The following is a 14718-nucleotide window of genomic DNA, read 5'->3' as shown; positions in this document are numbered from 1 at the left end:
TGGTGACCGGCCCGGGAGGTGCCGGGACGTCGACGCTCGCCTGCGCGGCCGCCCTGCGCGCCGCCCGGGCCGGTCGGCGCACCCTGCTGCTCACCCGGCAGGTGCCGCAGGTCGACGACCTGGGGACGGTGACCGGCCTCGACGTGAGGGTCGTCGACGAGCAGCAGGCGGTCGAGCGCCTGTGGGCCACGGCGGCGGGGCCGGTCGCCGCGGCGCTGCCGCAGTTGACGCTGCCGCCGTCCTCGTCGGTCGTGCCGCTGCCCGGATCGGCCGAGGTCGCCGTCTTCGCCGAGCTCGCGCGGGCCGATGCCGACCTCGTGGTGGTCGACGCCGGGCCGGTGGACGCCGCCACGCGACTGGTCGGGCTGCCCGCCGCGCTGCGCTGGTGGCTGGAGCAGGTGATGCCGCCGGGCATGCGGGCGCTCGCCGCCGTGCGGACCGCCGCGGTCGCCTCGGGAACCGTCCGCCGTGGCCCGGTCGACGCCGCGCTCGCCGCCGTCCCCGCCGTGGAGGGGCTGCTGGCCGCCGACCGCATGGCCGACCCGACGGCGACCTCGGTCTGCGTGGTTGCCCTGGCGCGGCGGTCGTCGGTGCCCGTGCTGCGGACGGCGGCGACCGCGCTGGGGCTGCACGGGCTGCGCACCGACGCCGTCCTCGTCCGGGTGTTCCCGCTCGACGGGGCGGGGGAGTGGGCCACCGCCCGCGGCACCGAGCAGGACGCCGTCCTGGGCGAGCTCGCCGGGATCGCGCCCGTCCACCAGGTGCCCGAGGTCGCCACCATGCCGAGCGACGTCGCGGGGATCGCCGCCCTGCTCGACGGGTTCGAGCCGCCCATTCCGTCGTCGCCCGCGCCGCCTGCCGCCGAACGACGCGCGGGCGCCTGGCAGCTGACCGTGCCGCTGCCGTTCGCCGAGCGCTCCGCCGTCGAGCTCACCCGCTGGCAGGACGACCTGGTCCTCACCGCGGCGGGCACGCGCCGGTCGCTGCGCCTGGACTCGCTACTGCGCCGGTGCGAGGTCACCGGTGGACGCCTCGCCGACCCCGGCACGGCCGCCGCCCGTCTCGTGGTGGGCTTCCGCCCGGATCCACAGCTCTGGCCCGCCGACCTCCTCGCCGCTGAGGGAAGGACCCCATGAATCCCGGAACCGACTGGATCGACCAGGCGCGACGGCTGCTGGACCTGCTGCGCAGCGGTGACGCGACCGACGGGACCCATGCGTCGGACTGCCAGTGGTGCCCGGTGTGCAAGGCGGCGGCCGTCGTCCGCGGCGAGCGGCCCGACGTCACCGAGGCGCTCGCGGACCTGCTCACCGCCACCTCCACGGCCTTGCGGAGCTTCGCCGAGGCCGCTGCACCCGCGCACGCACCGGAGGATCCGGCAGCCGACGCCGACGAGGCCCAACCGCCGCCGCCGGTGCAGCAGATCGAGATCGCGTGACCGACCCCGGGGCCGCCGGGTCGGCGGCGCTCGGCATCGACATCGGCGGCACCAAGGTGGCCGGCGGCGTCGTCGCTCCCGACGGGACGGTGCTGGCCACCGCGCGCCGGGCCACCCCGGGCTCGTCGGTCCGCCAGACGGAGGACGCCATCGCCGCGGTCGTCGACGAGCTGGCGGCCGCCCACGACGGCGACCTCGTGGGCGTCGGTGTCGGGGCGGCCGGCTGGTTCGACCGCACCGGCGACACGGTGCTGTTCAGCCCGCATCTGGCCTGGCGCAACTCGACACTGCGCAAGGACCTCGCCGTCCGGCTGCAGCGCCCGCTCTGGGTGGGCAACGACGCCGACGCCGCCGCGTGGGCGGAGTACCGCTACGGGGCGGCCCGGGGCGCCGATCTGGCGCTGGTGATCACGCTGGGCACCGGCATCGGTGGCGGCATCGTCCTCGACGGCCGGCTCCGGCGCGGCTCGCACGGCGTGGCCGGGGAGTGGGGTCACATGCGCGTCGTCCCGGACGGCCGGCTGTGCGCCTGCGGCAACCGCGGCTGCTGGGAGCAGTACGCCAGCGGCAACGCCCTGGGCCAGACCGCCCGGGAGGTGGCCCACACGTCGCCCGCCGCGGCCGGCCGGCTGCTCGAACGCGTCGACGGCCAGGCCGACCGCCTCACCGGTGAGGACGTCGCCCGCGCCGCGGCGGACGGGGACTCGCTCGCGCTCGAGCTGGTGACGGAGGTGGGCGTCTGGCTCGGGCAGGGCATCGCCGACCTCGCCGCGATCCTCGACCCCGAGGTGGTAGTGATCGGCGGCGCGGTCAGCCAGCTCGGCGACATGGTGCTCGACCCCGCCCGGCAGCGGCTGGCCCGGGCCCTGCCCGGACGGGGCTTCCGGCCCGGACCGCGGGTCGTCGTCGCCGAGCTCGGCCCGCAGGCCGGCCTGGTGGGCGCGGCGGACCTGGTGCGGCAGGCGGTGGCCGAGGGGGAGGCTTAGTCCTCCGGCGCCAGCTCCCGGGCCAGCTGCTCCAGGAACAGGCCGATGTCGGTGATGATGCCCATCGCCTGGGCGCTGCCGCGGTCGGCCAGCTTGGTCACCGTCGCGGGGTTGATGTCGACGCTGACCAGCGGCACCGACGCCGGCAAGATGTTCCCGGTCGCGATCGAGTGCAGCATCGTCGCCACCATGATCGCGAAACCCACGTCCGGAAGTTGCGCGCGCATCGCCCGCTGGCCCTCGATGACGTCGGTGTGGACGTCGGGCAGGGGGCCGTCGTCCCGCACGGAGCCCACGAGGACGAACGGCTTGCCCGCCTCGACCATGGCATGCATGACGCCGCCGGTGAGGACGCCGGACTCGACCGCCTTCGCGATCGAACCCGCCGCGCGGATGGTGTTGATCGCCCGGATGTGGTGCTCGTGCCCGTGCGGCACGCCCGAGCCCTTCGCCAGATCGACACCGAGCGAGGTGCCGAACAGCGACGACTCGATGTCGTGGGTGGCCAGCGCGTTGCCGGCGAAGAGGACGTCGACGTAGCCGGCGCGCACCAGCCGGACCATCGCCGGCGCGGCACCCGTGTGGACGACGGCCGGCCCGCCGACCCAGAGGATCCGCTTGCCCTCGGCCTTGACCTCGCGCATGCGGTCGGCGATCTGACGGACCAGCAGCGCCTGCGGCTTCTCGCTGGACACCGCCGACGACATGAACCCGAAGTCGTCCTCCTCGCCGCGGGGCGCCGACGGCGGCAGCTCCACGCGCACGCCGTGGGCGCCGCAGACCACCGCGTCGCCGACCCGCACGTCGCTGACCGGCACCGTGCGGACCGTCGGACCGTCGGCGCCTTCGGTGACCACCAGGCCGCAGTCCATCTCGGGCTGCTGTACCCGCAGCCACTCGCGGTCCAGCCGGACGAACGTCTCGAGGTTGGTCGTCGAGTAGAAGTCGTCGGGGAAGACGCCGTCGGCGGGCGCCGGCCGGGTGGTGGCGGTGCCCGGGTCGACGGGGTTCGCGCCGTGGATCTGGACCCGCATCAGGATCCGGTCGAGGTGCTCGGCCCCCTCGGCGCTGACCGCGATCAGCGCGCGCGACTCGTCCTCGTGCTCGCGGCCGAGGTCGAGGCTCTCGATCCGGTAGTCGCCGCCGTACTCGAGGACGTCGTCCAGGATGCGGGCGAGAATGCCCGTGTCCATCAGATGGCCGGTCACGGTCACGGTCGCGGTGTGGGAAGCGGGGCTCACGCGCCGCAGGCTAACCGGTTCCCTCCTCGGCCCCACGCTCGATGCCGAGCGAGCGCGGCGCGGTACCGGTCGACGTGTGCGTCGAAGCGGGGGAGCGCCTCCGCGAGCGGGGTGAGTGCGCGGTCGAGGCCGTCGCCGAGCGAGGCGAGACTGCGCAGCACCTGCTCGTCCCAGCCCCAGTCGGTGTGGTCGTTGGCCGCCATGCGATCCACCGCTGTCGGCCGGATCTGCCACTTCGTGCACACGGTGCCGGACCTGCGGTTGAGCGGCAGGAAGGCCGCATGCGCCTCGGCTGCTACCTGTCGTGCCCCGGCCGCGTCGAGCTCGGCCGCCAGCTGTCGCTCGTTCTCGGCGCGACGGGAGTCGGTGAGCGACCACGTCGTCCGCCCGGCGAACGAGTACGTGCGGGCCCAGCCCCGGGCCTCGGCGTCGAGGAGAGCCGGATCCCGTGCGGTGCGTGCAGTTCCGGCGCCGACGAGGGCGCGGGCACCCGTCAGACCACCGCGCCGTCGTCGCCGTCGTCGGACCGCTCGCGCATCCGCGAGACCAGCATCGCGACGCCACCGGCGATCGCCACCACGCCGACGAGCAGCCCCACGTCGGCCGAGAGCCGCAGGAGACCCGGCGCACCGATCAGCACGACGCCGGCGAGCACGAGCAGCACCGCGTAGAGCGACGCCGGTGCAGGGGCGGGCAGCGGAGGCGGCGGCGGGGGCTCGAAGTGCTCCTCCGGCAGGTCGAGGATCGGCGTCTCGTGCGGCACCGGCGCCGGCGTGTCCGACGGCTCGTCGTCGACCGGCGGGCGCCCGTGCTCCGCCTCGAAGGCCGACACGATGCGGGCCCACTCGGCGTCCTCGTCGATCTCGCGGCGGGCGGTCGCCGGCTCCGGCAGGGGCGCGTGGTCGGTGCGCGGTGCGTGCTCGTCCACCAGCGCACGCGCCTCCACGCGGCGGGCGCGGTCGACGAACAGCCGGTCCGCCGGCGGGCTGGGCAGGAAGACGGTGCGGGTGTACTCGCCCACGTCCGCCGACGGTTCGAGGTACGCCGCGATGCCGACCGCCTGCAGCAGGTCGAGCAGGTGTTCGCCGACCCGCGGGTCGACGTCGCCCACGGGGCTCCAGAGCGCGGCGTCCAGACCGTTGTCGAGCCGGCCGCGACCGCGCCGGGCGGTCACCGGGTCTCCGCGGGAGGTGTCTCCCTGGCCGCCACGTGCTCCCGGATCCACTCCGTGGACCGGGCGAAGATGCGCGGGGCGTCGTTGTCCAGGGTGGCGACGTGGTAGCTGTCCTCGAGGACGACGTGCGTGGTGTCGGTGCTGGAGATGTTGGCCAGCAGGATCGAGGAGTTGACCGGCTCGACGACGTGGTCCTCGGCGCTGGTGAAGACCAGCGTCGGCGCGGTCACCTTCGCCAGGTCCGCGCGGGTGGCCGACCACAGCGACCGCAGCTGCATCATCGCCCGGGTCGGGAGCTTCGGGTACGCGAGCTCGGTGACGCCCGGCTTCTTGATGTCGCTGGCGATCGGCGCCCAGCTGGGCGTGATCCGGGCGAGCACGGGCAGGAGCTTGGCGTCCAGCCGCTGGGTGAGCAGCGCGGGGTTGACCAGCACCAGGCCCGCGACGTCGTCCGCGCGCACCTCGGCCAGGCGCGTGGCCAGTGTGCCGCCCATCGACAGGCCCGCGACGAAGACCCGGTCGCAGTCGGCGGCGAGCTGCTCGAAGGCCTCCTCGACGGTCGCCGTCCACTGGTCGTGCGTGCTGGCGTTGCAGTCCTGCCAGCGGGTGCCGTGGCCGGGCAGCAGCGGGCAGCGGACGGCGAAACCCTCCGCCGCGAGGTGCTCGCCCCATGGCCGCATGCTCATCGGCGTGCCGGTGAACCCGTGGACGAGCAGCACGCCGGTGCGCCCGTCCGGAACCTCTCCCGACGGCCCACCTCCGGGGAAGGCGAACGGCTCGGCGCCGGGCATGACGGCGGTGGGGTCGGCCACGGGGTTGTCCTCCTCGGCGTCCGGCGGCGGGGCCGACCGGCAGGGCGGTGTCAGGTACCTCACTCGGGGCGGCCGATTGTGATTCAGACGGCCGCGTCTTTAGTCTGGCAGTTCCAGAGGGAGGCGTGTTGTTCTACTGGTTCCTCAAGTTCGTCGCGATCGGTCCGGTGGTCCACGCCGTGTACCGCCCGCGGGCCGAAGGCACGGAGAACGTGCCGGCGACCGGCGGGGCGATCCTGGCGAGCAATCACCTCTCCGCGGCGGACTGGATCTTCATGCCGCTCCTCCTGAAGCGCCGGGTGACCTTTCTCGCCAAGGCCGAGTACTTCACCGGCAAGGGCGTCAAGGGCACGCTGCGCCGGTTCTTCTTCTCCGCCGCCGGCCAGGTGCCCATCGACCGGACGAACGCCTCGGCCGCCGAGAACGCCATCCAGACCGGCATGCGGATCCTGCGGGAGGGCAAGCTGCTCGGCATCTATCCCGAGGGGACCCGCTCGCCGGACGGGCGGCTCTTCCGCGGCAAGACCGGCGTGGCCCGGACGGCGCTGGAGACCGGCGCGCCGGTCATCCCGGTCGCGATGGTCTACGGCAAGAAGAAGCTCCCGTTCGGCCGGAGGATCACACGGGTCACCGTCAAGTACGGCAAGCCGCTGGACTTCTCCCGCTACGACGGGCTGGCCGGCGACCGGTTCGTGGAGCGGTCGATCACCGACGAGATCATGTACGAGATCATGACGCTGTCGGGCCAGGAGTACGTCGACGTCTACGGCGCCACGGTGAAGAAGTCGATGGACGCCACCGGCAAGAGCGCGCCGGAGGTCGTCTCCAAGCTGGAGCCGCCCGCCGAGGGCGACCGCCTGCCCGACACGCTGGCGAGCTAGCGGCCCTCGTGCGGGGTCCCGCCGCGAGCCTGGGAGCGGTGGGGGGCACGGGGGTCGGTCAGCAGCCGGTCCAGCACGTCGCGGAGCAGTTCCAGCAGCTCGGGCCGCGACATCGTGGGCTCACGCGCCCACGAGCCCACCAGGTCCTCGGTGAAGGCGAACCAGGCGAGCACCAACTGCCGGCGCAGGGCGTCGTCGGGCAGCCCCAGTGTCCGCAGCGCGAGGTCGACCAGGCGGCCGCGGGTCTCCTCGTAGACCTCCGCGACCCAGGGATCGCCGCCCGCGGCGCCGCGTACGAACGCCGTGTGGCTGTCGCGGAATGTCTCCACCCAGCCGACGTAGCGGTCGAGCATGCCGGTGATCTGCTCCTCGGGCGGCGTGCCGGGGCGGGGGAGCAGGTGCTCCCACATCAGGTCGGCCGCGGCCCGGGTGACCGCGGTGTAGTAGTCCCGCTTGGTCGCGAAGTAGTGGAACAGCAGGCTGCGGCTGATGCCGGCCCGGCGGGCCACCTCGTCGATCGTCAGTTCCTGCACCGGCGTGGTGGGCAGCAGTTCGAGCCCGATCTGCACCAGCTGGGCACGCCGGTCACCCGCCGTCCGCCGGAGGCGGGGCGGGCCGGGGAACGAGGACGCCGTCATGGCGTCAGGCGACCGCGCGTTCGGCGGTGGCCCGCGCCAGCAGCCGCTCGATCGCCTCGGTGACCAGCTGCGCCCGTTCCTGCGGAATCATGTGACCGGTCCGCTCGACGACGTGCAGCTCCGCCTGGGGCAGCGCCTCGGCCAGCTGCCGGCTGTGCCGCTTCGGGGTCAGCTTGTCGCTGTCGCCGACGAAGATCTCCACCGGGACGTCGCGGAGCGCGGTGAGGTTCTCCCGCTTGTCGTGCCCCTCGAGCGCCGGCATGAACTCGATGAAGGCCCGGAGCGTCGAGGCGTGCATGATCTCCGCCCCGGTCAGCACCATCTGGTCGGTGGCGTCGGCCCCGTAGAGCAGGTCGCGCACCATCTTCTGGTGCCGGGGGTGCGTCGGGGGCAGCAGCTGGCGCACCCGCTCGACGACGCGGGCGCCCGCGAGAGCGGCGTTGAGCACGCCCGGGTGCAGCTTGGCCATGCGGCGGCGGCGCTGCGCGGGTCGGAGGTGAGGTCGCCGGCCGACGTCGCCACGAGGACGACGCCGCGCACGCGGTCACCGAACAGCTCGGGCCGGGCCGCGGACAGGCACATGATGGTCATGCCGCCCATCGAGTGGCCGCCGAGGACGACCGGACCGTCGGGCACGAGCTGGTCGAGCAGCGTGCCCAGGTCCTCGCCGAGCAGGTCGATGGTGATCGAGGTGTCTGGGTGGGTGGGAGAACCCCACGTCGAGCGGCCGTGCCCGCGCTGGTCGTAGCGGATCAGCCGCAACTCGCCGTCCGCGACTCGGGGAGCGAGCAGCTCGGCGACGTCGTCCCACGTGGCCTGGGCCAGGGTCCAGCCGTGCGCGAGGACGAGGGTGACGGGGGCGTCGTCCCGGCCGTCGACGACGGCGTGCAGCTGGGCGCCGTCCGGGGTCCGGACGGCGGCGACGCGGCGGAGAACCGTCCGGGAGTTCACGCGGCCACCTCTTCGGTGCTGGTCGGCGCGCCGGCGGGGATGCCGACGTAGTTCTCGCGGTCCAGCTTCTTGGTCAGCTTCCGGAAGCGGAAGGTGAAGTCGGGCCACAGCGTCGTGTTGTGCCCGTGCTCGTCGAGGTACCAGCTGGCGCACCCGCCGGCCAGCCACACGGTGCCCTTCGACTTCTCGGCGATCATCGCGCGGTAGGCGTCCTGCGCCTCCGGCGTCGTCTCGAGCACCTCGAGGCCCTCGGCGTCCATGGTCGCCAGCGCGTCGTCGACGTAGGCGACCTGCGACTCGATCATGTAGACCATCGACGTGTGCCCCACGCCGACGTTGGGTCCCACCAGCAGGAACATGTTCGGGAAGCCGGCGACCGCGGCGCTGCGGTTGGTGACCATGCCCTCGGACCAGACGTCGGCCAGCGAGCGGCCGTCGCGGCCGCAGATCTTCTGGGCGATCGGCAGGTCGGTCACGTGGAAGCCGGTGGCCAGCACGATCGTGTCGGTGGGCCGTTCGACGCCGTCCTGAGCGACGATCGACGTCGGCCGGACCTCGGCGATGCCGGCGGTCACGAGCTCGGCGTTGGGGGCGGCGACGGCCGGGAAGTAGTCGTTGCTGATCAGGATGCGCTTGCAGCCGATCGTGTAGTCCGGCGTCAGGGCGGCGCGGAGCTTGGGGTCGCGGACCTGGCGGTGCAGGTGCGCCCTGGCCAGCTTGCCCACCGGCGTGAGCAGCCGCCGGTTCTTGGCCATGCCGAGGACGAGGAACTCGCGGACCAGGTAGAGGAACGCCCGGATCGCCTTCTGCAGCCCCGGGACGAACCGGTAGAGCAGCTTGAGCCACGGTGCGACCGGGTGGTCGGTGCGCGGCACGACCCACGCGGGCGTGCGCTGGTAGACCGCGATGCTCTCGACGATCGGCTGGATCGCCGGCACGACCTGGATCGCCGAGGCGCCGGTGCCGATGACCGCGACCCGCTCACCGGTCAGGTCGTGCCCGTGGTCCCAGCGGGCCGAGTGCATGACGGTGCCGGCGAACGTGTCGAGCCCGGGGATGTCGGGATAGGTCGGGTCGGCCAGGGCGCCGGCCGCGGAGACCAGGATGCGGCTGCGGAACCGGCCGGCCGTGGTCGTGATGTCCCAGCGGCGCGCGGCGTCGTCCCACCGCGCGGAGGTGACGTCGGCGCCGAAGACGCAGTGCGGCCGGACGCCGAAGCGGTCGGCGGTCGAGCGGAGGTACTCCTGGATCTCCGGCTGCTCGGAGTAGGAGCGCGGCCAGTCCGGGTTCGGGGCGAAGGAGAACGAGTAGAGGTTCGACTGCACGTCGCAGGCGGCGCCCGGATAGGTGTTGTCGCGCCAGGTGCCGCCCACGTCGTCCCCCCGCTCGAGGACGACGAAGTCGGTCTGGCGGCGGCGGCGCAGCGCGATCGCCATGCACAGTCCGGCGAAGCCGGACCCGATGATCGCCACGTCGACCTCGCGGACGGCCGCCGCGGCCGTCGGGGCGGGGGCGGGCTCGGTCTCGAGGGTGGTCACCGATGGGCTCCTTCGCTGGTCCGGACGCTCTCGTTCCGGCTTGCTGAGCAACGCTCAACAAGCTACAACGGCCTGCAGCGGCGCTCAATTCGGGCGCCCGGACCCGAGGAGAGCCCGCGATGCCGCGACCCCGCACCCCGCTGACCGGCCGGAGCGTCCTGATCACGGGCGCCGCCCGGGGGATCGGTGCGGCACTGGCCCGCAAGGCCGCCGCCCGCGGCGCCCGCGTCGCGCTGGTCGGCCTGGAGCCGGCGGAGCTGGCCACGGTGGCCGACGAGCTGGGCCCGGACCACCTGTGGGTGGAGGCCGACGTCACCGACGCCGAGGCGCTCGAGGCCGCCGTCCAGCGGACTGTGGACACGTTCGGCGGTCTCGACGTCGTCGTCGCCAATGCGGGCATCGCGCCGCTGACGACGGTGATGACGTCGTCGGCGCACGCGCTGGCCCGCACCATCGAGGTGAACCTGATCGGCGCGATGCTGACCACGCACGCGGCGCTGCCGGAGATCGCGAAGCGCCGGGGGCACGTGCTGCTGATCAGCTCGGCGGCGGCGTTCACCGTGCTGCCGGGGATGAGCGCCTACTGCGCCGCCAAGGCCGGGCTCGAGCGGTTCGGCGACGCGCTGCGCCTGGAGGTCGCCCACCGCGGGGTGACCGTGGGCAGCGCCCACCCGACGTGGATCGACACCGACATGGTCCGCGACACCGAGGCGGCCCTGCCGACCTTCGCCGAGACCCGCAAGCGGCTGCCCGGCCCGCTGGGCGCGTTCACGTCCGTGGAGGCGTGCGCCGAGGCGCTGGTCGACAACCTGGAGACGCGGAAGCGGCGCGTCTTCGTGCCCCGCTCGGTCGGGACCGTCGCCGCCCTCCGGCAGCTGGTCACCGGCGTCGTCGCCGAGAAGCTGGCGATGGCGATCTCGGCGAAGCAGGTGCCGCAGCTGGAGCGGGACATCCGGGCGCTGGGCGGCCGCGAGTTCGGCGCCCACTCGGTCGGTGACCGCTCCCAGGGCGCCGCGTAGAGAGCCGTGATCATCGGCATATGGCTGGTCGACGCGCCGATCGGGGCAGCCATACGCCGATGATCACGGCTGGGGGCGGAGCCTCGGTCAGTCGGTCCAGGCGCCGGCGCGGGGAGGGCGTCGCGCCAGCGGGCGTGGCGGCCGTCGTCCCGGCGGCCCTGCTCCGGCTCGAACCGGCGGTCCAGCGACCAGGTCCGCGCCAGCTCGTCCGTGGAGCCCCAGACGCCGGTGCCCAGGCCGGCCAGGAAGGCCGCGCCCAGGGCCGTGGTCTCGGTGACCTGCGGACGGCGGACCGGCACGCCCAGCTGGTCGGCCTGCAGCTGCATCAGCAGGTCGTTGGCGCTGGCCCCGCCGTCGGCGGACAGCTCGGTCAGGGTCAGTCCGGCCTCGTCGACCATCACGTCGACGACGTCGCGGACCTCGAACGCGATCGCCTCCAGCGTCGCCCGGGCGAGGTGCGCGCGGGTGGTGCCGCGGGTGATGCCGACGATGGCGCCGCGGGCGTGCGGGTCCCAGTGCGGGGCGCCCATGCCGGTCAGCGCGGGCACGAAGACCACATCGCCGGAGTCGGGCACCGTGCGCGCCAGCCCCTCGATCTCGGCCGCGGAGTCGATCAGGCCCAGGCCGTCGCGCAGCCACTGCACCGCGGCGCCGGTCACGAAGATCGCGCCCTCGAGCGCGTAGACCGGGCCGTCGCCGATGTCCCAGGCCACGGTGGTCAGCAGCCCGGCCTCGGAGCGGACGATCTCCGACCCGGTGTTGGTCAGCACGAACGAGCCGGTGCCGTACGTGCACTTGCTGTCGCCTGGGGAGTAGCAGGCCTGCCCGAACAGCGCCGACTGCTGGTCACCGGCGATCCCGGCCACCGGCAGCGAGAGACCGAGGAACGAGTCCGGGTCCGTCGAGCCCACGACGCCGGAGCTCGGCACCACCTCGGGCAGTGCCGACCGCGGTACGTCGAAGAGCTCGCACAGCTCGTCGGACCAGCCGCCCTGCGCCAGGTCGTAGAGCAGGGTGCGGCTGGCATTGCTGGGGTCGGTGACGTGCGCGGCACCGCCGGTCAGCCGGGCGATCACGTAGGAGTCCACGGTGCCCAGCGCCAGGCCGCCGTCCACCACGCCCTTCCACGTGGCGGCTCCTCGGCGGCCAGCCAGCAGTACTTCGTGGCGGTGAAGTAGGGGTCCAGGCGCAGGCCCGTCAGCTCGGCGAGCCGGGACTCCACGCCGTCGGCGCGCAGCCGGTCGCAGATCGCGGTGGTGCGGCGGTCCTGCCAGACGATCGCCGGGCGCGGGGAGTGCAGGGTGCGCCGGTCCCAGACGACGGCCGTCTCGCGCTGGTCGGTGATCCCGACGCAGGTGGGCTGCTGGTCGGTGCCGGCCAGCGCCTGGCGGCAGGCCGCGACGGTCGCCGTCCAGATGTCGTCCGGCTCGTGCTCGACCCAGCCGGGCCGGGGGAACAGCTGGGCGAACTCGCGGTAGCCGCGGGCCAGGACGTCGCCGTCCTCGCCCACCACCAGCGCGGTCACCCCGGTCGTACCTGCATCGATCGCGAGCACCGGCATGGGCGCGAACCTATCTGCGCACGACAGGGGTCCGCTCGTGATCCAGGATCGACCGGTGAGCATCGGTATCGAACTCGTCCGCCCACCCGGCCTGACCGGCACCGTGCCCTACGCCTACGCCGCCGTCACCGATCCCGGGCGGATGGTCTTCACGGCCGGTGCCCGCCCGGTCGACGCCGGCGGCGCGACGGTGGGCGTAGGCGACGTCGCGGCCCAGACCCGGCAGGTGGTGACCAACCTCGTCACCGCCCTCGAGGGCGCCGGTGCCGAGCTCTCCGACGTGCTGAAGACGACGGTGTTCGTGGCGACCACCGATCGGGGCGACCTGGTCGCGGCCTCGGAGGTCCTTCGGGAGGCGTTCGGCGACCACGACGCCCCGAGCACGCTGGTGGGGGTGACCGTGCTCGGCCATCCCGACCAGCTCGTCGAGGTCGAGGCGGTGGCGGTGCGCGACAGCTGGCGGGAGCCCGCGCCGCCGCACGACGAGACGGTGGCGGCGTGACGGTCCGGCGCTTCTTCTACGACACCGAGTTCATCGAGGACGGCACCACCATCGACCTCGTCTCGATCGGCGTCGTCGACGAGACCGGCCGCGAGTTCTACGCCGTCAGCACCGAGTTCGACGAGCGCAGAGCGATCCCGTGGGTGCGGCGCAACGTGCTCGACCAGCTGCCGCCGCCGGCGGACAAGGCGTGGCGCAGCCGCGAGCGCATCCGCGAGGACCTGCTCGCCTTCCTGACCGGGGCGGGGGAGGAGATCGAGCTCTGGGCGTGGTTCGGCGCCTACGACCACGTCGCGCTCTGCCAGCTGTGGGGGGCCATGCCCGCGCTGCCCCGGCCGATACCGAGGTTCACCCGCGAGCTCCGGCAGCGCTGGGACGACCTCGGCCGGCCAGAGCTGCCGACCAAGCCGACCGGCACGCACGACGCGCTGGTCGACGCTCGCTACAACCTGGCCCGCTGGCGTGCCATGGAGGCCGCACGGGCCGTCTGACGCACCGCCGCGTGGCACCATCCAGCGGCGGACCGGCCTGTCCGGGCCGCGATCGCCGAGGGAGGGTGCCAGGCATGCGGCTCGGTGAGGAGTCGGAGGCGGCCGTGATCGCCGAGGTCACCGCTGCCGCGGCACGCGAGCGGGACCTGCCCGCGTCGCTGCTCGACGGCTACCTCGCCGCCTTGGTCGCCGTGGCCCGGGACGGACGACGGCTCACGGGCGTCGAGGAGGCGCACTGCCGCGGGCTGGGTGCCGCGGCCGCGGAGCAGGGGGTGAGCCTGCCTGCGGTGGTGGATCTGTACATGACCGCGTCCCGCCGGATCTGGCCGCGGCTGCCGGCCCTGCTGGGTGACGCACGGGGGAGGGCGCCGGGGTCGGCGGAACTGGTCGCCGTCGGAGAGGCGGTGTGGCGCGGGGCGGACACCGCGCTGGCCGCACTCGCGGCCGGTCACCTCGACGCGCAGCGCGAGGTGGTGCGGCGCGAGGAGGCGTTCCGGCGGGAGTTCGTGGACGACCTGCTCACCGGGAGGTCCGAGGTCGGTTCGCTGGTCGAACGGGCCGAGCGCCTGGGGCTGGCGCTCGCCGGCAGCCACACGGTGACGGTGGCGGCGACCGACCGGCCGGCCGACGCGGGCATGCACCTCACGATGTGGCTCGAGGAGGAGGCCCGGGCGCGCTTCCGTGACAGGGGCTTGCTCGTCGCCGCCAAGGACGGTCGGCTGGTCAGCGTGGTGTCCTCCAGCCCGGGACAGGACGGCGATGCCGACGGACGAGCCCTCGCGGAGCTCGCCGGCCCGGCGGTGGCCCGGCTGACCCGCCGGGCCGGCTGGCGGGTCGGCGTCGGACGGTCGCACCCCGGACCGCGCGGCGTCCTGCGGTCCTACCGGGAGGCCGTCGACGCGCTGGAGGTGGCCGACCGGCTGGACCTGCCCGAGCGGGTCGTCCAGGCCCGCGACATGCTCGTCTACCGCGTCCTGCTGCGCGACGAGGCAGCCATCGCCGACCTCGTCGGCACCGTCCTCGGCCCGCTCGAGCACGCGCGTGGCGGTCCGGAGGTGCTCGTGGCCACGGTGGAGGCGTACTTCGCCGCCGGACGGAACGCGGCCTCGGCCGCCCGGCGGCTGCACCTCAGCGTGCGAGCGGTCACCTACCGGCTCCAGCGGGTGCGGGAGCTCACGGGGTACGACCCGGCCGACCCCGCGGACCAGCTGCCGCTGATGGTGGCCGTCACCGGGGCCCGGCTGCTGGACTGGCCGGCCAGACCGGCGTCCGCCGAGTGACCCGCGGCCCTTTTCCTGCCGGGTCCCGGCAACGCCACGACCCGGAGTTGTCCACCTGGCGACCTGACGGTGCGTCCCCCCTGCGCCCTAGCGTCGGGACATGACGCGTACCTCGCACTCCCTGCAGCGTTTCCGGAGCCGTCCGCCGGCCCGGTCCCCGCGCCGGTCCGCGTCGTCGAGGCAGGGATTGCCGGCCGTTCCGCCTG

General features: G+C 74.1%; 17 protein-coding genes and 1 pseudogene. 8 read left to right on the top strand and 10 right to left on the bottom strand.

All coding sequences use genetic code 11. The features are described 5' to 3' along the window. Positions 1 to 2 precede the first annotated feature (2 nt). The 3 genes from MVA48_RS06435 to MVA48_RS06425 are packed head-to-tail and all read left to right on the top strand — an operon-like array spanning position 3 to position 2424. The gene (locus tag MVA48_RS06435) at positions 3 to 1136 is read left to right on the top strand and encodes an ArsA family ATPase (protein ID WP_246986999.1); all 1134 of its coding nucleotides are present in this window, start codon (positions 3 to 5) and stop codon (positions 1134 to 1136) included. Then, positions 1133 to 1438 (top strand): hypothetical protein, encoded by a 306-nt coding sequence (locus MVA48_RS06430; RefSeq protein WP_246986997.1) that lies wholly within the window; start codon positions 1133 to 1135, stop codon positions 1436 to 1438. Before MVA48_RS06435 ends, MVA48_RS06430 begins: the two co-directional genes overlap by 4 nt. After that, positions 1435 to 2424, top strand: coding sequence for an ROK family glucokinase (locus MVA48_RS06425; RefSeq protein WP_246986995.1), 990 nt, complete (start codon positions 1435 to 1437; stop codon positions 2422 to 2424). Before MVA48_RS06430 ends, MVA48_RS06425 begins: the two co-directional genes overlap by 4 nt. Here MVA48_RS06425 and MVA48_RS06420 read toward each other — a convergent pair. From MVA48_RS06420 to MVA48_RS06405, 4 genes are all read right to left on the bottom strand, one after another. Further along, positions 2421 to 3665, bottom strand: coding sequence for an ornithine cyclodeaminase (locus tag MVA48_RS06420; protein WP_246986993.1), 1245 nt, complete (start codon positions 3663 to 3665; stop codon positions 2421 to 2423). The two genes, MVA48_RS06425 and MVA48_RS06420, sit on opposite strands and share 4 nt — an antisense overlap. Continuing rightward, complete coding sequence (locus MVA48_RS06415) at positions 3662 to 3868, bottom strand: hypothetical protein (protein ID WP_246986991.1); 207 nt, start codon at positions 3866 to 3868, stop codon at positions 3662 to 3664. Before MVA48_RS06415 ends, MVA48_RS06420 begins: the two co-directional genes overlap by 4 nt. A gap of 290 nt (positions 3869 to 4158) precedes the next feature. Beyond that, positions 4159 to 4839 (bottom strand): hypothetical protein, encoded by a 681-nt coding sequence (locus MVA48_RS06410; protein ID WP_246986989.1) that lies wholly within the window; start codon positions 4837 to 4839, stop codon positions 4159 to 4161. After that, positions 4836 to 5651 (bottom strand): alpha/beta hydrolase, encoded by an 816-nt coding sequence (locus tag MVA48_RS06405; protein WP_246986979.1) that lies wholly within the window; start codon positions 5649 to 5651, stop codon positions 4836 to 4838. Before MVA48_RS06405 ends, MVA48_RS06410 begins: the two co-directional genes overlap by 4 nt. Positions 5652 to 5776: 125 nt before the next feature. On the opposite strand from MVA48_RS06405, the gene MVA48_RS06400 reads away from it, so the two are divergent. Next, positions 5777 to 6532 (top strand): lysophospholipid acyltransferase family protein, encoded by a 756-nt coding sequence (locus MVA48_RS06400; RefSeq protein WP_246986977.1) that lies wholly within the window; start codon positions 5777 to 5779, stop codon positions 6530 to 6532. Here the strand turns inward: MVA48_RS06400 and MVA48_RS06395 are convergent. Genes MVA48_RS06395 through MVA48_RS06380 form a run of 4 tightly spaced genes read right to left on the bottom strand, consistent with a single transcriptional unit; the run spans position 6529 to position 9659 of the window. After that, on the bottom strand, positions 6529 to 7170 hold the full coding sequence (locus MVA48_RS06395) for a TetR/AcrR family transcriptional regulator (RefSeq protein WP_246986975.1): 642 nt from the start codon (positions 7168 to 7170) through the stop codon (positions 6529 to 6531). The two genes, MVA48_RS06400 and MVA48_RS06395, sit on opposite strands and share 4 nt — an antisense overlap. 4 nt (positions 7171 to 7174) lie before the next feature. After that, positions 7175 to 7576: an alpha/beta fold hydrolase gene (locus MVA48_RS06390; RefSeq protein ID WP_371821198.1), complete on the bottom strand. Its 402-nt coding sequence runs from the start codon at positions 7574 to 7576 to the stop codon at positions 7175 to 7177. Further along, positions 7483 to 8121, bottom strand: a complete 639-nt coding sequence (locus MVA48_RS06385; protein ID WP_246986971.1) for an alpha/beta fold hydrolase — start codon at positions 8119 to 8121, stop codon at positions 7483 to 7485. Before MVA48_RS06385 ends, MVA48_RS06390 begins: the two co-directional genes overlap by 94 nt. Next, positions 8118 to 9659, bottom strand: a complete 1542-nt coding sequence (locus MVA48_RS06380; RefSeq protein WP_246986969.1) for a flavin-containing monooxygenase — start codon at positions 9657 to 9659, stop codon at positions 8118 to 8120. Before MVA48_RS06380 ends, MVA48_RS06385 begins: the two co-directional genes overlap by 4 nt. Positions 9660 to 9778: 119 nt before the next feature. Here MVA48_RS06380 and MVA48_RS06375 point away from each other — a divergent pair, with 119 nt between their 5' ends. Further along, positions 9779 to 10678 (top strand): SDR family oxidoreductase, encoded by a 900-nt coding sequence (locus MVA48_RS06375; RefSeq protein ID WP_246986967.1) that lies wholly within the window; start codon positions 9779 to 9781, stop codon positions 10676 to 10678. A gap of 296 nt (positions 10679 to 10974) precedes the next feature. Here the strand turns inward: MVA48_RS06375 and MVA48_RS23375 are convergent. Together MVA48_RS23375 and MVA48_RS23370 are read right to left on the bottom strand one after the other, a co-directional pair. Further along, positions 10975 to 11754 (bottom strand): annotated as a pseudogene (locus tag MVA48_RS23375) (FGGY family carbohydrate kinase); the annotation flags it as partial. After that, positions 11751 to 12239, bottom strand: a complete 489-nt coding sequence (locus MVA48_RS23370; protein WP_256461131.1) for an FGGY family carbohydrate kinase — start codon at positions 12237 to 12239, stop codon at positions 11751 to 11753. The pseudogene MVA48_RS23375 and the gene MVA48_RS23370, both read right to left, overlap by 4 nt. 55 nt (positions 12240 to 12294) lie before the next feature. Here MVA48_RS23370 and MVA48_RS06365 point away from each other — a divergent pair, with 55 nt between their 5' ends. From MVA48_RS06365 to MVA48_RS06355, 3 genes are all read left to right on the top strand, one after another. Further along, positions 12295 to 12741, top strand: coding sequence for a RidA family protein (locus MVA48_RS06365; protein WP_246986965.1), 447 nt, complete (start codon positions 12295 to 12297; stop codon positions 12739 to 12741). Next, a complete protein-coding gene (locus MVA48_RS06360) occupies positions 12738 to 13232 on the top strand; it encodes a polyadenylate-specific 3'-exoribonuclease AS (RefSeq protein ID WP_246986963.1) in 495 nt (164 codons plus the stop codon). The genes MVA48_RS06365 and MVA48_RS06360 overlap by 4 nt, the downstream gene beginning before the upstream one ends. 74 nt (positions 13233 to 13306) lie before the next feature. Further along, positions 13307 to 14512, top strand: a complete 1206-nt coding sequence (locus MVA48_RS06355) for a PucR family transcriptional regulator (protein ID WP_246986961.1) — start codon at positions 13307 to 13309, stop codon at positions 14510 to 14512. The last annotated feature ends 206 nt before the right edge of the window (positions 14513 to 14718 follow it).

The organism is Blastococcus sp. PRF04-17 (genome assembly GCF_023016265.1).
Lineage (GTDB): Bacteria > Actinomycetota > Actinomycetes > Mycobacteriales > Geodermatophilaceae > Blastococcus_B.
Note: the sequence above shows the minus strand (reverse complement) of the source record. Positions and strands in the feature narration are given on the sequence as shown.